This is a genomic window from Viridibacillus sp. NPDC093762, assembly GCF_050279675.1.
GTDB lineage: Bacteria > Bacillota > Bacilli > Bacillales_A > Planococcaceae > Viridibacillus.
This window is the reverse complement of sequence record NZ_JBNNUK010000011.1, coordinates 52,834-69,059: the sequence shown is the minus strand read 5'-3', so window position 1 is coordinate 69,059 and position 16,226 is coordinate 52,834. Positions and strand designations below refer to the sequence as shown.

Annotated in this window: 15 protein-coding genes and 1 pseudogene; 1 reads left to right on the top strand and 15 read right to left on the bottom strand. The window is 35.4% G+C overall.

Features of this window, described 5'->3' with window-relative positions; genetic code table 11:
• Positions 1 to 24: 24 nt before the first annotated feature.
• The 7 genes from ACQKM9_RS14300 to ACQKM9_RS14270 form a co-directional block, all read right to left on the bottom strand.
• Entirely contained in the window at positions 25 to 1,062 is a 1,038-nt protein-coding gene (locus ACQKM9_RS14300; protein WP_427735007.1) for an ABC transporter ATP-binding protein, read from the bottom strand.
• Positions 1,059 to 2,090, bottom strand: coding sequence for an ABC transporter ATP-binding protein (locus ACQKM9_RS14295; protein WP_427735006.1), 1,032 nt, complete (start codon positions 2,088 to 2,090; stop codon positions 1,059 to 1,061). Before ACQKM9_RS14295 ends, ACQKM9_RS14300 begins: the two co-directional genes overlap by 4 nt.
• Before the next feature lie 21 nt (positions 2,091 to 2,111).
• Positions 2,112 to 3,557 (bottom strand): aldehyde dehydrogenase family protein, encoded by a 1,446-nt coding sequence (locus ACQKM9_RS14290; RefSeq protein WP_427735005.1) that lies wholly within the window; start codon positions 3,555 to 3,557, stop codon positions 2,112 to 2,114.
• A 21-nt stretch (positions 3,558 to 3,578) separates the two neighbouring features.
• Complete coding sequence (locus tag ACQKM9_RS14285) at positions 3,579 to 4,325, bottom strand: SDR family NAD(P)-dependent oxidoreductase (protein ID WP_427735004.1); 747 nt, start codon at positions 4,323 to 4,325, stop codon at positions 3,579 to 3,581.
• A complete protein-coding gene (locus tag ACQKM9_RS14280) occupies positions 4,316 to 5,422 on the bottom strand; it encodes a tartrate dehydrogenase (protein ID WP_427735003.1) in 1,107 nt (368 codons plus the stop codon). Before ACQKM9_RS14280 ends, ACQKM9_RS14285 begins: the two co-directional genes overlap by 10 nt.
• Complete coding sequence (locus ACQKM9_RS14275; protein WP_427735002.1) at positions 5,415 to 6,650, bottom strand: M20 family metallopeptidase; 1,236 nt, start codon at positions 6,648 to 6,650, stop codon at positions 5,415 to 5,417. The genes ACQKM9_RS14280 and ACQKM9_RS14275 overlap by 8 nt, the downstream gene beginning before the upstream one ends.
• Before the next feature lie 301 nt (positions 6,651 to 6,951).
• Entirely contained in the window at positions 6,952 to 7,602 is a 651-nt protein-coding gene (locus tag ACQKM9_RS14270) for a TetR/AcrR family transcriptional regulator (protein ID WP_427735001.1), read from the bottom strand.
• 211 nt (positions 7,603 to 7,813) lie between these two features.
• Here ACQKM9_RS14270 and ACQKM9_RS14265 point away from each other — a divergent pair, with 211 nt between their 5' ends.
• Positions 7,814 to 9,049 carry a YhgE/Pip domain-containing protein gene (locus tag ACQKM9_RS14265; RefSeq protein WP_427735000.1) on the top strand — a complete coding sequence of 412 codons (1,236 nt, stop codon included), beginning with the start codon at positions 7,814 to 7,816 and terminating at the stop codon, positions 9,047 to 9,049.
• A 196-nt stretch (positions 9,050 to 9,245) separates the two neighbouring features.
• On the opposite strand, the gene ACQKM9_RS14260 is transcribed toward ACQKM9_RS14265, so the two are convergent.
• From ACQKM9_RS14260 to ACQKM9_RS14225, 8 genes and pseudogenes are all read right to left on the bottom strand, one after another.
• Entirely contained in the window at positions 9,246 to 10,079 is an 834-nt protein-coding gene (locus ACQKM9_RS14260; protein ID WP_427734999.1) for a CPBP family intramembrane glutamic endopeptidase, read from the bottom strand.
• A 108-nt stretch (positions 10,080 to 10,187) separates the two neighbouring features.
• Positions 10,188 to 10,982, bottom strand: a pseudogene (locus ACQKM9_RS14255) (MerR family transcriptional regulator).
• A 297-nt stretch (positions 10,983 to 11,279) separates the two neighbouring features.
• Positions 11,280 to 12,983 carry a methyl-accepting chemotaxis protein gene (locus ACQKM9_RS14250; RefSeq protein WP_427734998.1) on the bottom strand — a complete coding sequence of 568 codons (1,704 nt, stop codon included), beginning with the start codon at positions 12,981 to 12,983 and terminating at the stop codon, positions 11,280 to 11,282.
• Positions 12,984 to 13,726: 743 nt separating this feature from the next.
• The gene (locus ACQKM9_RS14245) at positions 13,727 to 14,683 is read right to left on the bottom strand and encodes an acetyl-CoA carboxylase carboxyltransferase subunit alpha (protein WP_427734997.1); all 957 of its coding nucleotides are present in this window, start codon (positions 14,681 to 14,683) and stop codon (positions 13,727 to 13,729) included.
• On the bottom strand, positions 14,676 to 15,524 hold the full coding sequence (accD, locus tag ACQKM9_RS14240) for an acetyl-CoA carboxylase, carboxyltransferase subunit beta (RefSeq protein WP_427734996.1): 849 nt from the start codon (positions 15,522 to 15,524) through the stop codon (positions 14,676 to 14,678). The genes ACQKM9_RS14245 and accD overlap by 8 nt, the downstream gene beginning before the upstream one ends.
• 12 nt (positions 15,525 to 15,536) lie before the next feature.
• Positions 15,537 to 15,848, bottom strand: coding sequence for a hypothetical protein (locus ACQKM9_RS14235; RefSeq protein ID WP_427734995.1), 312 nt, complete (start codon positions 15,846 to 15,848; stop codon positions 15,537 to 15,539).
• Positions 15,849 to 15,988: 140 nt separating this feature from the next.
• Positions 15,989 to 16,069 (bottom strand): hypothetical protein, encoded by an 81-nt coding sequence (locus ACQKM9_RS14230; protein ID WP_409351173.1) that lies wholly within the window; start codon positions 16,067 to 16,069, stop codon positions 15,989 to 15,991.
• Complete coding sequence (locus ACQKM9_RS14225; RefSeq protein ID WP_245639454.1) at positions 16,045 to 16,194, bottom strand: hypothetical protein; 150 nt, start codon at positions 16,192 to 16,194, stop codon at positions 16,045 to 16,047. Before ACQKM9_RS14225 ends, ACQKM9_RS14230 begins: the two co-directional genes overlap by 25 nt.
• Between the last annotated feature and the right edge of the window lie 32 nt (positions 16,195 to 16,226).

The following is a 16,226-nucleotide window of genomic DNA, read 5'->3' as shown; positions in this document are numbered from 1 at the left end:
TTGAATCGTTTTCTAAATATTCAATCAATTTAATTTGGTTAATTCGAGAATTTTACTTTCTGCATTCAAAAGCTTTTTATTATCCTGTAGTGAATATAGATGGCAGGCAACTTGCTGTCCGTTTTCTATATGAATAAGTTCAGGACGTTCAACTTTACAACGATCAAACGCCTTTGGACATCTCGTATGAAACGCGCATCCCGTTGGAGGATCTGAGGGACTTGGCGGCTCTCCGCTTAGCTGAATTTTTTCTCGCTTCTTTTCGAAATTCACTATTGGAATTGCAGATAATAAAGCCTGAGTATATGGATGAAGCGGATTATTATAAATATCTTGTTTAGGTCCAATTTCAACAATTCTTCCTAAATACATAACACCTACACGGTCACTAATGTGTTTCACTACACTTAAGTCATGAGAAATAAATAAATAAGTCAAATTGAATTCTTCTTGTAGATCCAACATTAAATTCAACACTTGCGATTGCACAGATACATCGAGTGCTGATACAGGCTCATCTGCAATAATAAATTTCGGATTCATCGATAATGCTCTCGCAATGCCAATGCGCTGTCTTTGTCCTCCAGAAAATTCATGAGGGAATTTTGCGAGCGCTTCTTTTGGTAAGCCTACCTTTTCAATTAAGCTCTCTACTTTTCTAGTTCTTTCAGTTTTTGATAGGATTTTCTGTACAGCTATAGGCTCTCCTACAAGTTGCTCTACACGCATTCTAGGGTTCAATGAAGCAAAAGGGTCCTGAAAAACCATTTGCATATGTTGGCGATGGTTCTGTAGTTGTCGATTTCCTAAATGTTCTAGATGATTTCCTTCAAAAATAATTTCGCCATCAGTAGGTTCAGTCAAACGTAGAATGGTTCTTCCTAAAGTCGATTTGCCAGAACCTGACTCTCCTACAATCCCTAAAGTTTCCCCTTTGAATACATCAAAACTAATATCATCGACTGCTTTTACGAGACCTGCTCTCCCTTTCAAAAGAGTACCTTTAATCGGGAAATAGGTTTTTAAATGCTTTATCTCAAGTATTTTTTCTCCCTCGTTCATTCTACAGCACCCCCTTCACTAGCATAGAGGTGGCATCTAACTTTATGGTTATTCTCGAACTCTAAAAGTTGAGGCATTTCTTCTTGGCATTTTGCCATAGCATGTGTACATCGCGCCGCGAAGCGACAGCCTGTTGGGAATAAATGTGCAGGAGGTACATTCCCAGGTATTGATTCTAACCTTTTTAAGTCCACATCGATATTTGGTATTGTCCTTAATAATGCTGTTGTATAGGGATGCTTTGTTTTCAAGAAGAGATCTCTAACTGATGCCTCTTCAACAATTTGCCCTCCATACATGACAAGCACTCGATCTGCTGTTTCGGCTACAACACCCATATCATGTGTAATGAGTAATATTGAAGATCCGAATTGTTCTTTCATTTCAATCATTAAGTTAAGAATTTGAGCTTGAACCGTAACATCTAGAGCTGTTGTTGGTTCATCTGCAATGAGTAACTTAGGGTTATTGGACATTGCAATGGCAATCATAACCCTTTGTCTCATTCCACCTGATAATTGATGCGGATATTCTTTAATAATTTTTTCGGCTCTAGCAAATCCAACGATTTTCAATAACTCGACAGCTTTTTCGTAAGCTTCTATTTTCTTCAATTTTTGATGTTTCATTAACGATTCGACGATTTGATTGCCAATCGTAAAAACTGGATCTAAAGAGGTCATTGGTTCTTGAAAAATCATTCCTATTTCATTCCCTCGAACTTTCGTCATCTCATCTTCTGACAATGTAAGTAAATCTCTTCCTTCAAGGGATATAACACCTTCTACAATCTCACCCGGGGGACTAGGAATGAGCCTCATAATGGACAGGGATGTGATACTTTTTCCGCTGCCAGATTCCCCAACTAACGCAACAGTTTCACCTTTTTTTATGGCGAAACTTACATCGTCGACTGCTTTAGCTAATTTACCTTTTCCTATATGGAAATACGTTTTTAACCCTCTGACTTCTAATAGTTGATCATTAGTACTTTTTGAAGGCTCTATGTGCAGTTGTGGACTTTCCATAAGTTCACCTCAATTTTAAGTTCAAATAGAAAACTTCACTGCTATGTTTTTCACTTGAGTATAGTTTCTTAATGCGATGAAACCTTTCTCTCTGCCAATTCCACTTTTTTTATACCCACCAAAAGGCATCTGGACTCCACCTGCAGCACCGTAATTATTGATAAATACTTGGCCAGATTTCACCTTGGATGCGACATAATGAGCGACATCGATATTTTGAGTCCAAATACCAGAGACCAGTCCATAATCCGTGCAATTCGCCAATGCTATTGCTTCTTCAATTGTTTCAAAAGTGAAAACTGTTAATACTGGTCCAAAAATCTCTTCCTTCGCTAGTGGATGTGTATTGTTCAGCCCGTCTATAATTGTTGGTTGAATATAATAGCCACCTTCAGAACCACTAATAGTAATTGGTTCTCCACCTGCGATTATATTCCCTGCGGATTTTGCATCCTGTATCTTCTTAATAATTTGATCGAATTGTTTTTTATTTAAAATTGGTCCAATTTCTCTGTCATCAACACCTGGGCCAATCGTCAATTCGTTAAATTTTGATGTTAATTTACGTAAAAAATGCTCTTTATATTTCTCTTCAATAAGTAATCGAGATCCCGCTGAACATGTTTGACCAGCATTTTGAATAATAGCTCTAACTACGCCTTCTAGTGCTAACTCTTCATTTGCATCAGCAAATACGATGTTTGGAGATTTACCGCCAAGCTCAAGCGTCACGGGTACGACATTTTCTGCAGCGGCTTTCATTACAGAAATACCGGTGTTAACGGAGCCAGTAAAAGTAATATGTTGAATTCCTGGATGTCCTGCTAAAGGTCCGCCGACATCAGCACCTAGACCTGTCACATGCTGAAATATCCCTTTAGGTAGCTCACTTTCTGCAAACCATTCTGCAATTGCATGTGTTGTAAGAGGCGTATCTTCTGCACTTTTTACAATGACCGCATTCCCGGTAGCAATTGCTGCAGCAACACTTCTCGCAGTGATTTGCAGAGGGTAATTCCAAGGGACGATATGTGCTGTAACACCAACAGGCTCTAAGACAGTCGCATTTAATATTCCCTCTTCAATCGGTATCGTGTCTCCCATCACTTTGTCTGCTGCTCCACCGTAAAATTCAAAGTATCTAGCGGCCGCTTCTACATCAGCTTTGGCTTGTGAAATAGGTTTCCCTACATCTTCACATTCCCACCTACTCCATTGCTCAGCATTATTTCTAATATGCGCTGCAAGTCTTACTAACAACTGGCCTCGTTCATAAGGCTTTACCTTTTTCCATTCATTGCTTTCAAATGCCACTTGGGCTGCATGCACTGCTTCATCCACATGTTCTTTTTTACCTTTAACTATTTCAGCAATCAGTTCTCCATTTGATGGATTGAAGACCGGTAACCACTCATTAGAATCTTCACCAACCCATTTTCCATTGATTAGCATTGAAATCCGTTTCATCTTCTTCACAACCTCTCTTCATTACAGGCCCCTTCCACCATCCACATTCAATGTAGCCCCTGTTACAATTTTCGCTCGATCGGATAATAAGTAAGTAACTGCATTCGCAATATCTTCTGGCTCGATTAATTCACCAAGAGGAACACTTTTTCTAAATACTTCCTCTTTGACGGTGCTGATATCAGCATCTTTGGCAGCAAATTGACCTAGCATATTGGTATCCGCTGGCCCTGGATTAATGGTATTTACTCTAATCGAATAAGGCGCCAATTCGATAGCCATAGCTCTTGAAAAACTTTCTGCTGCTCCTTTTGAAGCAATATATGACTGTAAACCAGGTCGTGGTCTTACAGCTGAAATCGATGCAATAATGACAATTGAACCTTGGCGATTCGGTTTCATATATTTGACTACTTCTTTACATGAGATGAAAAGACTAGTCGCATTAATATCCATGAGTTTATGCCATTGACTCAATGTCACGTCTTCAATAGGCGTTGCTGCTTGAGCAATACCAATCGCATTTACCAAGCCATCAATTTTTCCGAAGTCCTTGTGAACTTGAAAGAAGATTTCAGCAATCTGTTCTTCATCTAAGACACTCGCTGCATGTGTGCGAAGGTTAGAATGCTGGATTGATTGTAATGAATTCGTAGATAAATCAATCCCAATAACGTAAGCTCCAAACTCTAGTAGTTGAGAAACAATCGCTTTCCCCATTCCTCCACCAGCACCTGTCACAACGATTACTTTATTGTTTAAGTCCATATTTTCGACTCCTCATTCTCTTTAATAGCATACTGTTCTATTATTTTCGCTGAGATGGCTGAACCCATTTGTTCCGTTGTTGCATTCCCACCAATATCTGCTGTTTTTATCTTCCCTTCAAGGAGTACCAATTCAATCGCATTAATAATTTTTTCTGTAAGATCCGCTCTACCTAGATGGTCAAGCATTAGAGCTGCTGACCAAATCTGCGCTATTGGATTAGCGATTCCCTTCCCTGCAATATCCGGTGCAGAGCCGTGAACAGGTTCAAACATAGAAGGAAACTGTTTTTCTGGATTAATGTTTGCAGAAGGAGAAAGACCCAATCCACCAACAATTCCAGAGCCAAGATCTGATAATATATCACCAAATAAATTGGAAGCGACTACAACTTCGAATGATTGTGGTCGTTGTACGAAATATGCAACAAGAGCATCAATATAAACCGATTCTAATGCAAGGTCTTGATACTCGTTTTTTACTATTCTCTTAACATTTTCATCCCATAGTTTCATAGAATGAATGATTGCGTTAGACTTTGTCGCACTCGTTACTTTCTTCTTACCATTTTTCTCTGCATATTCACATGCAGCTTTAACGATTCTTTCAATACCCGCTGTAGTCATAATGGTATTTTGGATGGCCATCTCTGATTGTTGAGTCTCAAACATACGACCGCCACTAGTTGAATATTCACCTTCTGCATTTTCACGAAAAATGACAAAATCGATATCATCTCCATCGCTTAGTGGTGATGTTATGCCAGGTAATGATCTCACTGGTCTAAAGTTTACATATTGCTGGAATTGCTTACGAATTGGCATTATTAATTCCCATATTGTTACGTCATCTGGTACTCTAGCATCACCAATAGCACCAAATAAAATAGCGTCATAGCTTTGTAGTGTTACAAGCCCATCCTCCGGCATCATTTTGCCATGTTCCAAATAATAATCTGAACTCCACTCGAAAATTTCCTTTTGCAACACAAAATTCTGTTCATGTTCTTCGAGGATAGACAACACTTTTAATGCTTCCACCATTACCTCAACACCGATACCATCTCCAGGAATTACCGCAATTTTAAATTCAGTCATTTACATTATTCCCATCCTTTAAAAAGCGTAATGCTGCATCTCTAAAAATAGCTGTCGTTACTGCTAATTCTTCTATATCTACATACTCATTGATTTGGTGTGGAATTTCTCTATCTCCTGCCCCAATTGTGACAATCGGTACACCATGCATGTGTAAAAACGTACCATCTGTCGCTCCAGGTACCCCATTATAAATTGGTTCTTCACCTGTCACTTCTTTCACAGCATCATAAACCGCTTGAACAACTGGATGATCTTTTTCAGTAAATGTAGATGGTCGGTTATCTAAAATCGTTAACTCTACATTAAAATCAGAGTCATCTTGTTTTAATCTCATGATAATTGCATTAATCTTATTTAATAATTCATCATGATCCTGTTGTGGAATGGTACGAATATCGAGTGTCATCATACAATGATCAGGAATAACATTAATCTGGGCATCTCCTTTTACGGGTGCTTGTAGAATAGTTGGCGTAATAGAAGGCCATTTTAAGTATGGGTCCTCCCCTAATCTTTCTTGCTCTTCCTTCTCAAGTTTTTCGAGTTCTACAATTAGTCTTGCCATTCGCCAATTTGGATTAATACCACTCCACGATATTGCTCCGTGAGCCATCTTGCCATATACGTCTACTCTAATACGCATTGCCCCTCGCTGAGCGATAGAGACATTATTTTCTTGAGGTTCACAAATAATAGCACCGTCTATACCGTCTGCCCAACCTTGTTTGATGAAGTGCTTAATGCCAAGCATCATGCCTTCTTCATCAACAGGAATGCACAAAATGATCTTGCCACAAAACTCTTCTTTGTCTTTTAGAATCGATTGAACAGCGGTGATCATACACGCCAAGTTACCTTTTGTATCATTCGTTCCTCTCCCGTACATCCGCCCATCAACAATTTCAGCACTGAAAGGACCGTACGTCCAAGCATCAACATTTCCTTCTGTTACAACATCCGTATGCCCTTCAAAAAGAAGTGTTTTACCAGGTTTACCTGAATCAATGATGCCAATAACATTTGGTCTACCAGGTACTACTTCTTCAATATGTGTTTGAATGCCTATATCCTTTAAATATTCGGCTACATATAACGCTACTTTTGTTTCATTTGCATCTGCAATACCTTCTCTATATACACTTGGAATTTGGACTAGCTCCCGTGTTAATTGAATGACAACTTCTCGGTCTCGTAAATACGTCTCATTTTCTAATTTTAAATTCATTTATTCTCCTCCTCTTTATTGTTTTTCAATTGTTCATAAGGAAAGCGAATATAAACTAAATAATAGTTAAGAATATTCTGATATTAATTATATTTTGAAAACGTTTTCTATTAATTGGACAATATGTGTGTACTTCTTATACAAGAATAGACAAGATGTCTTATCTCTGTTTGTCTATAATTAGGAAATTCAAATATGAAGGGATTTAAGAGGTTTTTAGAGGAAAAGAACATTTTGAACATAAAAAAAGAAACCTTCAAAATGAAGGAATCTGAATTAAGTATGAAAAGTAAATGATAGCTTAGTTATTCTTAATATAGCTAAGGAAAATATTTTTTAGAATAAGTAATTGCGTCTCAGATGGTACATTTGATTCAAGCAAAAGTATACTTTTATGAAGTGATAATTTTTTCGCAAAAATACCAAACACATTTGACAATGTTGATAAGGTATCCGTAATCGGTATATCTGTTCGAATAGAGCCATCTATTTTACCAGTTTCGATTATTTTATAATAGATATCTACAAGTTGCTTGGAAGCAGCATTATAGACCTCCATTCCTTCAAAAGGTTCAGTAGATTGGGCTACGTATGTTTCAAAACTTTCTAGAAATTTTATCCGACTTTCTTTCTGTTCGTTAAAAGCTATAAATGTATCAAATAAATGCTCTATCTTTTCGTAACAAGTACCAGGTTTATCTAAAACTTCTTGAAAAACAACTAAATTAGTTTCAAGTGCTTTTGCGGCTACTGCAACAATAATCCTATCTTTTTTGGGGAAATATCTAAACAAAGTAGCTATGCCAATACTTGCTTCATCAGCGATGTCTTGCATTGTCGTCTTTTCAAGACCCTTCCTTGCAAATACTCGATCAGCTGCTTCTACCATTTCATTAATTCGTTTTTGTTTCCCTTCTAATCGTTCTTTTTCTAATCGAGTTTTAGGATCCATAGTAGTACACTCTCCTTTTTACCGTTCTTCTAGACGCTTGTGATTCTATCAAATAGGGTGAAGAAAGTCAAAATCGTCATTCTATACTTTTTCATTGTATTATCATAGCTATTCATGATATTGTATTTATCACATTGATAGTGATACTATCATAATGATATTAATAGTATCAATAACAAAATTATTTTACATGAAATCGAGGAGTATTTGTATGAAAAGATTTTTAAAGACTAAAAGTATGTGGACACCCGTCTGGATGGTATCCACACTGATGATTATCATGGCAGTCATCTACATTCCAATTTTCTCTAAAGCCACGCCAAACGTTCAAAATTTCCCAATCGTTATTGTTAATGAAGACGAAGGTGGCAAAGTGGACGGGCAGAAAATTGATATGGGTAAACTAATTAGTGCAAATATTGTTAGTTCCAAGGTCAGTACCGCCATTAAATGGAAGAATGCATCAAATAAAGAAGCAGGCTTAGCTATTTTAAAAGATAATAAAGCCTATGCTGCATTAATCATTCCAAAAAATTACACAAAATCAATGCTACAGTTACAAAGTCAATTATTACAAAATAAAAAGAATACAAAACAAGCAGAACTTGAATTAATTGTAAACAAAGCTGGGGGTCAATTTGCTTCTGGGATTGCACAATCTTCTTTACAAGCAGTGGCATCAAGTATTTCCAAAAGTGTAACCGAGCAAATTTCAGGATCATTGCATAGCTCTAAATCTACCCTTTCACCAGAAAATGCACTTGTCTTAGCCAATCCTATTCAAATGAATGAAAAAAATATTTCTGTCGTCAAAAATGATAATGGGATGACACCTTTTATATTGGCATTATTATGCATGATTACAGGTATGATGGGATCTCAAATGGTAAATGGTTATGTAGATTCTATGTATACAGCCTTAAAAACACATGGCATGAAAATAAAAAAACATGCCGTCTTAAATGCAGAAATAATATTTGGGTTTTGTATGACTGCACTCATGTCAGTTTTATTAGTAATTTGTACATTTGCCGTTTATAATGTTGGGCATACAGCAAATTTATTGTCCATACTAGGATTCCTTATTTTCGGCTCTATGACGATGTTCATGTTCTTCCAAGTATTCAATCTATACTTTGGTAGATGGAGTTTATTGATCGCCTTCCCTATCAATATGATGGGAATATTTGCAAGTGGCGGACCAATTCCAATAAACATTTTACCGTCTGTTCACCAATTCTTTAGTAACATTTTACCAACTCATTATTTAGTAGACGGTATGCGTTCATTGATTTATTACGATGGTAGAATGGCATCAGGTATGTCTTCAGCGCTAATCACCTTATCAATCTTTTTTGTAGTTAGTGTTGTACTTTGCTATATCATTAGTCGCATAAAATTCAATAAAGATAATCGTAATCAATCCGCTGTGTCTACTGCAGAGTAATTTGTGAAATAAGTTTATAGTTAAGCACTAAACAACGCTAAGCTAATAAAATAGCATGTTATGAACGTCAAATGTTCATAACATGCTATTATTAAATGTAATAGATTCATCTCTTTATACAAAATTTTGATATTTTATTAAACCTTCATCAACTAACGCTCCCGATAATTTAAGTGTATAACTGTACAAACTATCACTAAATCATGTAATGCTTTCCATCAACAATGTTTGTAGCTTCCTTGCCATACAATACTTTCTTTGGATTTATAACGATGATTAAAAGTGCAACTACAAAATAAAAAATTGCGTTATACATCATTAAATCGATTAAGTTTCCATTGATGATGCCAATAAAAAAGTTAAAGAATTGATGAATGACGATTGGGATGATTAAATTCTGATTTAAGTTATAAAATGCTGTCATGATGATTGTAGTGGATAGGATTGCAATCATAAAGAATAGCATATATTTGATTAAATCAATGCCCTCGTACCCTGTAGTAAACCATATGGGTAGATGCCACATCCCCCACCAAAATCCGATGATGATCGCAGCTTTTAATGGCGAATGTTTCTTTTGGAGCTCCATTAGAGCGAAACCTCTCCATCCCATTTCTTCTCCTAGTGGCCCTGACAGAAGATTTTTCAAAAAGAAATAGATCAGCATTCCCCATGAAGATATCGTAAAAATTGAGTCTGCTTCACTGTTATTAGATACGAGAAACATAATCATCAAAAATATGAAGGCTTGAATCATAATCACAGTAAGAATCACAGAAAATTTAAGTTTATTCTTGAATTTATCTTTTACAAATTGTATAATACTCTGCCCAGGATAGATTTTCTTAAATAACGCTGCAAAAGCAAAGGTTGAGGACCAAGCTGATATACAGAGCATTACATTAAAGATCCATTCAGGCAACCCTAACATCTTTATGGCTCCTACAAGACAAAAAAGTGGAAAAAAAATGATATTGGTTAGCAGAATAAAACTTGCTACTGGTTTTTTTAGTCTCTTTTCACTATTCATGTATAATCCCCTCTTCAAACTAAGTATTTCGTAAATACAATATGCTCATATTTACGAATACATTCAGCTTAAACCTAGGGGTTACTCACAGGTCAATACATGTTTGCATTATTTTATAGGCACATACATTTCTAAAAATACACGTTCAAGTCCATCTTCATAAGTGGTAAGTAATAGATTTATATAAACTAGCCCCAACAGTTCATACCCATTTTCTATTGCTGCTTTTCTTAAACTCGTTTCCACGTTATGGTCAGTATTTTTTCCACCAGTTGACCATCTGCCATCTTCAATAACGGTATACATACATTTTGGATGAGATAGAATTTCACCTTCAATTTCCTTATGAAAGTCTGCTACTTTTCTTACAATGATAAACTTATCTTCTAGAATACCTTCGTCATTGAATCTTATGACTCTTCTTAAAGAAGTTAGAGTAACTGCTTTTTTCAAGCTGTCCGTGTTCTCTTTAAGAGTTTCATATTCATCATACGCAGTGAAATGCTCTATTTCTCCTTTTATTTCTAAAGGCTTCATTTCTTTTATTGTGTATTCTCCTAAGAATTGTTTAATTTTTTCTCAATCTTCTTTTACGATCTGAAGCTTTTTTAAAAGAAGCTTTTTATATTCTATTTCTTCTAAAACCGCTTGTTCTTTCTCTTCTAATAATGATTTTATTCCCTCTATACTCTTGCTCTTTCTTAATTCCTGGATTTTTTTTATTTCAATATCCATTTCTCTATAGAAATTTACTGTGGTTATATCATATATATCAAAACGATCATATTTTCTATACCCATTCTCAATATTTTGCTTAGGTTTCACTAATTCCTTTTCTTCATAAAATTTCAAGGTATCTCTAGATACACCTAAAAATTTAGCGACTTGTCCAATCGTGTACATGATACTCTCCTTTATCATTGCTACATATTCGAAATAATATTTCATATTATCAGTACGTCGAAAAATAATAATATTGGTTTTATTATCATAACAAAGTTAAGTATTAAAAAATAAATAACTTACAAAATCAGAAGACAAACAAAAATTCGTCTTTAATATCAATTTCCATAGTACTTCTTATAAGTTTTCTCACATAACTTCTGAAGTTAAGGCTTAAATTTCCAAACAACGCAGCTCATTTCTTTAATACCTATAAAAAACCAGATTCTCGATGGAGAACCTGGTTTTTTCTGCAAATTACAATTTAAATTTCTGTACTTGTAAATTAAGTTCTTCTGCAAGTTCAGCTAGATGATCTGAGCTATTCGAAATTTCTTCCATCGAACTTGTAGTTTGTTGAACAGTTGCAGTAGTTTCCTCTACTCCTGCTGCAGACTCCTGAGAGACAGCAGCAATATCATCAATTGAGTGATTAATTTGTAAAGTTGTTTGAGAAATACCACTTAAATTATTTGAAATGACATTAATATTATCAATCATATCACCAATAGCATTTGAAATATTGTTGAATGTCACACCTGTAGAGGCGATTTGTTCTGTTCCTTGAATCACTTCCTCATAACCACTTTGGAGTGAAGTTGTTACATTTTTTGTTTCTTGTTGTATCTTTTGAACAATACCAGCTATATCAGTTACTGAGAACGTTACTTGTTCTGCTAACTTTCGTACTTCATCAGCTACGACAGCAAAACCTTTTCCTTGTTCACCAGCACGTGCTGCTTCAATTGCTGCGTTTAAAGCAAGTAAATTTGTTTGATCTGCAATACTTGTAATGACAGATACCAATTTTGAAATTTCTAAAGATTGCACTGCTAAATTTTCTACTTTTTGCACTGATTCTTGAACGATTCCATCAATTTTACGCATTTGTTCAGTAGAATCTATCATTAGTTTACTGCCTTCATGTGTAAGACTTTGAACATTCGAAGTATGATTGTTCATTTTCTCACCTTCATAATTTGCTTCTTTTACTTTTTGAGTAAATGAGTCCATCACTGTTGCTAAATCACTTGCGTTACTTGCTTGGGATTCAGTTCCTTCAGCAATTTCTTGCATAGTTAATGCTATTTGTGTACTACCCGTTTTTACTTCTAATGCAGATTGTGCAAGTTCTTCACTATTTGAAGCCACTTGATTGGACACATCTTGAATATTACTCAAAATTTCATGAACATTTTTACTCATTAAATTGGTCGCTTCAATTAATTGTCCAATCTCGTCTTCAGACGTTTTTGGAAGGTCTGGCTGACTTATATCACCTTGTGACATCTCCGTCATACGATTTGCCACGAGTTTAATTGGTTTTACGATTATGCGAGCGGTTATATAAGCCACTATCACTGAAAAGATTGTAAGTAAAATAGTTAAAACAATACTAATTATTTGATTATTTCTCCCATCATTAATCATCTTTTTACCTATTTTCTTTATGGACTCTTTACGAGAATCTGCTAACTCTTCATAACCTTGCTGTATTTCATTGGCTTGTTTATCCACCGCCATCAGGTTATCTGCAGCTAGTTGTTTATTTCCACGATCATATTCTTCAAATACATCTTCTTTTATATATGTACGCCAAACTCTTGCTTTTTCAACTGTTTCATCTAATTTTATCGAGGAAGTTAATCCTCCAACAATCGCTGCGTTTTCTTCAGCGATACCTGTTAAATCATCAAATTTTTCTTTATATTTTCTGTCACCAGTAATAACGTAACCTCTAGCTGCCGCCATTCGTTTTGAAAATGATGAAGCCAACTCATCATCTGCTGCTAATATTTTTAACTCAAATCCAATAATATTCTTTGTTGATTTTGCTGAGTTATGCAGCATAACATAGCTATAAACATTATATGCTGTCATCATAAGTACTACGAATATAAAGCCACATGTTATTTTCGCTCTTACTGTTTTGAAGTTTTTAAATCCTAGTATTTTTCCCAAAATTACTCTCACCCTTTAGTTTGTTTTATGTAATTCTATAAAAAGATTACCTACTTAATTAAATATATTCTGAAAAATATTCATGTTCATAATAAATATATGACTTTAAATCAATTTTCGTTAAATAACCTCCATCTAGCATTATACATCATAATATCAAAAATAATAGTCTCATTTTACCATAACTTTATACTCACAAAAAAATAGTTTATTCTGAATTATACATACCATTAACCCTGTCAACTCGATACATATATGAATATAAAGTTACACAAACTAAAAAACTAACGCATGATTACATATCATGCGTTAGCCTAATTTTTAGTATAAATATGTTACTTAACGAAACAAACCTACTACTACTTTTATTAAAAGTCAAGAAATGATTTATAATAATTAATCTATTAATTTATTAATAGAATGTTACACATTATAAAATGAAATTATAAAACGGAATCGACATCAATTGTTGATGTAGGTTTGGAATAAAGTTTGATTAAAAGTTTGTTGCAATCGTTGATTTTATAATAGAAGAAACCCACGCATTTTGAAAAAAGTTTGATCAAAATGCGTGGGTTTTATTTAAATGCGAAGTTATTTTTATCAAACTATATTACAAATAATCGAACTTTATTATAAATGATCAATCTTTTTTCTTCCATCATTAGGATATTAATTTATTTAAGAAACATTTTTTATCTCTTTACGAACAAATTCACATGTCCAATAACCTAAAAATGAATTTAAACTTCTTTATATTGTCCAATCTTTCTGAATTTCTCATAGCGATCTTCAATTAATTGTTCGCCATTTAGAGAATTCAATGCTTTTAGTGTGACGCTTATACATTCTTTTATATAAGATGCTTGCTTCGCAACATTGCGGTGTGCTCCACCAGTTATTTCAGGGATTATTCCATCAATAACGTCGAGCTCTTTTAAGTCAGGTGCTGTTATACGCATTGCTTCTGCAGCTTGCTTCCCTAGGCTACCATCTCGCCATAAGATCGATGCAGCCCCTTCAGGCGAGATAACCGAATACGTTGAGTTCTCTAACATAAAGACGCGATTAGCTACCCCTAATGCAATGGCACCCCCACTTCCGCCTTCCCCAATAACAATACTAATAACTGGTACTGTTAGAATCGCCATTTCAGAGAGAGTTCTAGCAATGGCTTCACTTGGGCCGCGTTCCTCGGCTGCCTTACCCGGGTAGGCTCCTTTTGTATCAATAAAACAAATAATTGGGCGCTTAAATTTCTCAGCTTGCTTCATTAAGCGTAATGCCTTACGATATCCTTCAGGGTGTGGCATACCAAAATTTCGTCGAATATTTTCTTTAGTTGATTTTCCGCGTTGATGTCCAACAATTGTTACGGGCTGTTCTTCAAAGAGAGCAATTCCTCCAAGAATAGCTGCATCATCACCAAATGTACGATCTCCATGTAACTCAATAAAGTTTTCACACATAGCTTCTATATATTGTAAAGTAGTTGGTCGTTCTGGATGTCTAGCAACCTGTACACGATCCCATGGCTTCATATTGGCATAAATAGATTGTTCTAGCTGTGTTAGACGTGTTTCAAGCTTTTCGATTTCGCTTGTCATATCTATATCTGCCTCTGTAGCAATCGTTTTTAATTCATCAATTTTTTCTCGTAATTGTACTACTGGTTCTTCAAAAGCTAAATTTTTAGACATGTTGCACAGCGCCTTTTGTATGCATTTTTACAAGCATTGCTACTTGGTTTCGTAAATCTTTTCGATGGAAGATTGCATCAAGCTGACCATGCGCTAGTAAAAACTCTGACTTTTGGAAATCATTTGGTAATTTTTCTCTTAATGTTTGTTCGATTACACGGCGACCAGCAAAGCCAATCAATGCTTGTGGTTCTGCAATATTAATATCTCCAACAGAAGCAAAGCTTGCTGAAACGCCACCGTATGTAGGGTGCGTCATGATCGAAATAAATAATAGTCCTTCTTCACTATGACGTTTTAATTCCACACTCGTTTTTACCATTTGCATTAATGATAGAATACCTTCTTGCATGCGCGCTCCACCACTAGCAGTAAAGATAATAACAGGTACACGTAATTCAATAGCTTTTTCAACGGCACGTGTGATTTTTTCTCCTACAACGGAGCCCATTGAGCCCATACGGAAATGAGAATCCATAATTGCTACAACAATTTCTTCTCCATCAAGAGTACCTAACCCAGTCAGTACAGCTTCGCTTAATCCCGTTTGTTGTTTAGCCACTGAAATTTTTTCTACATAATCAGGGAAATTTAGTGGATTACTTGTTTGTAAATGATCATCCATTGAAACAAATGAACCTTCATCTAAGAAATATGTTACGCGCTCCTGTGCAGTCATTTTGAAATGATGGTCGCATTTTGTACACACTTTATGATTTTTTTCTAATTCCTTTGTTAACTGAATGTGACGGCATTCTGGACATTTTGTTATAAGTCCTTCTGGAAATCCCTTTTCCTGTCCGTCCTCTTTCTTTTTACTAAATAAGCTACGTATTGCCATGTTTTACTCCCCCTATGTTTGTCTAAATGCCTTGTTCAGCATTTGGTTCGTAAGAGCTTTTAATGCTTCTTTTTCATAGCCAAGCTGCATCGATTTCAACATAGTTTGAATGATTAATTTTTCTTCTTCTGTTGAGTTTCGATTTAAACGGTCACCGGCATAAACTGCTAATTGAAACCAGACTTTTAGTGAAAAACGATTTCTGACGTGATGATTATTTCTCGTAATTTCTCGTAAAACATCCAGACAATTAATCGTACCTCTAACTCTAGCTTTACAAAAAAACTGTCCTACACAGGTAGTGTTCGTAGAGTCACTGTACAACTTATAACGCGAATGGCTTCCTTTTCATGAATTTGTCGCGTTAATTCGACATCCTTTTTTTGATTTTTTTAATCTTCTAATATAAACATCGACAAAATTTCTACAAGCTGATGCTTTTGTGTAGAAGCTAGAAACGTACCTCACCTATGTCTCGTTTTAATAAGACCTAACAACTCTAAACTTCGCAATGCCTCTCTCACAGAGGATCGCCCGACACCCAGACGTTCTGAAAGGGCTCGTTCGGAAGGTACTTTTCACCAGCCTGTATTTTTTCCATTTTTATAAGTTGTCGTAATTGTTGGACGATATCTAAAAACACTTTCTTTTGTTCGGTTTTTTTATCCATACGATCAACTCCTCGGTCAATCTATTCGCCTT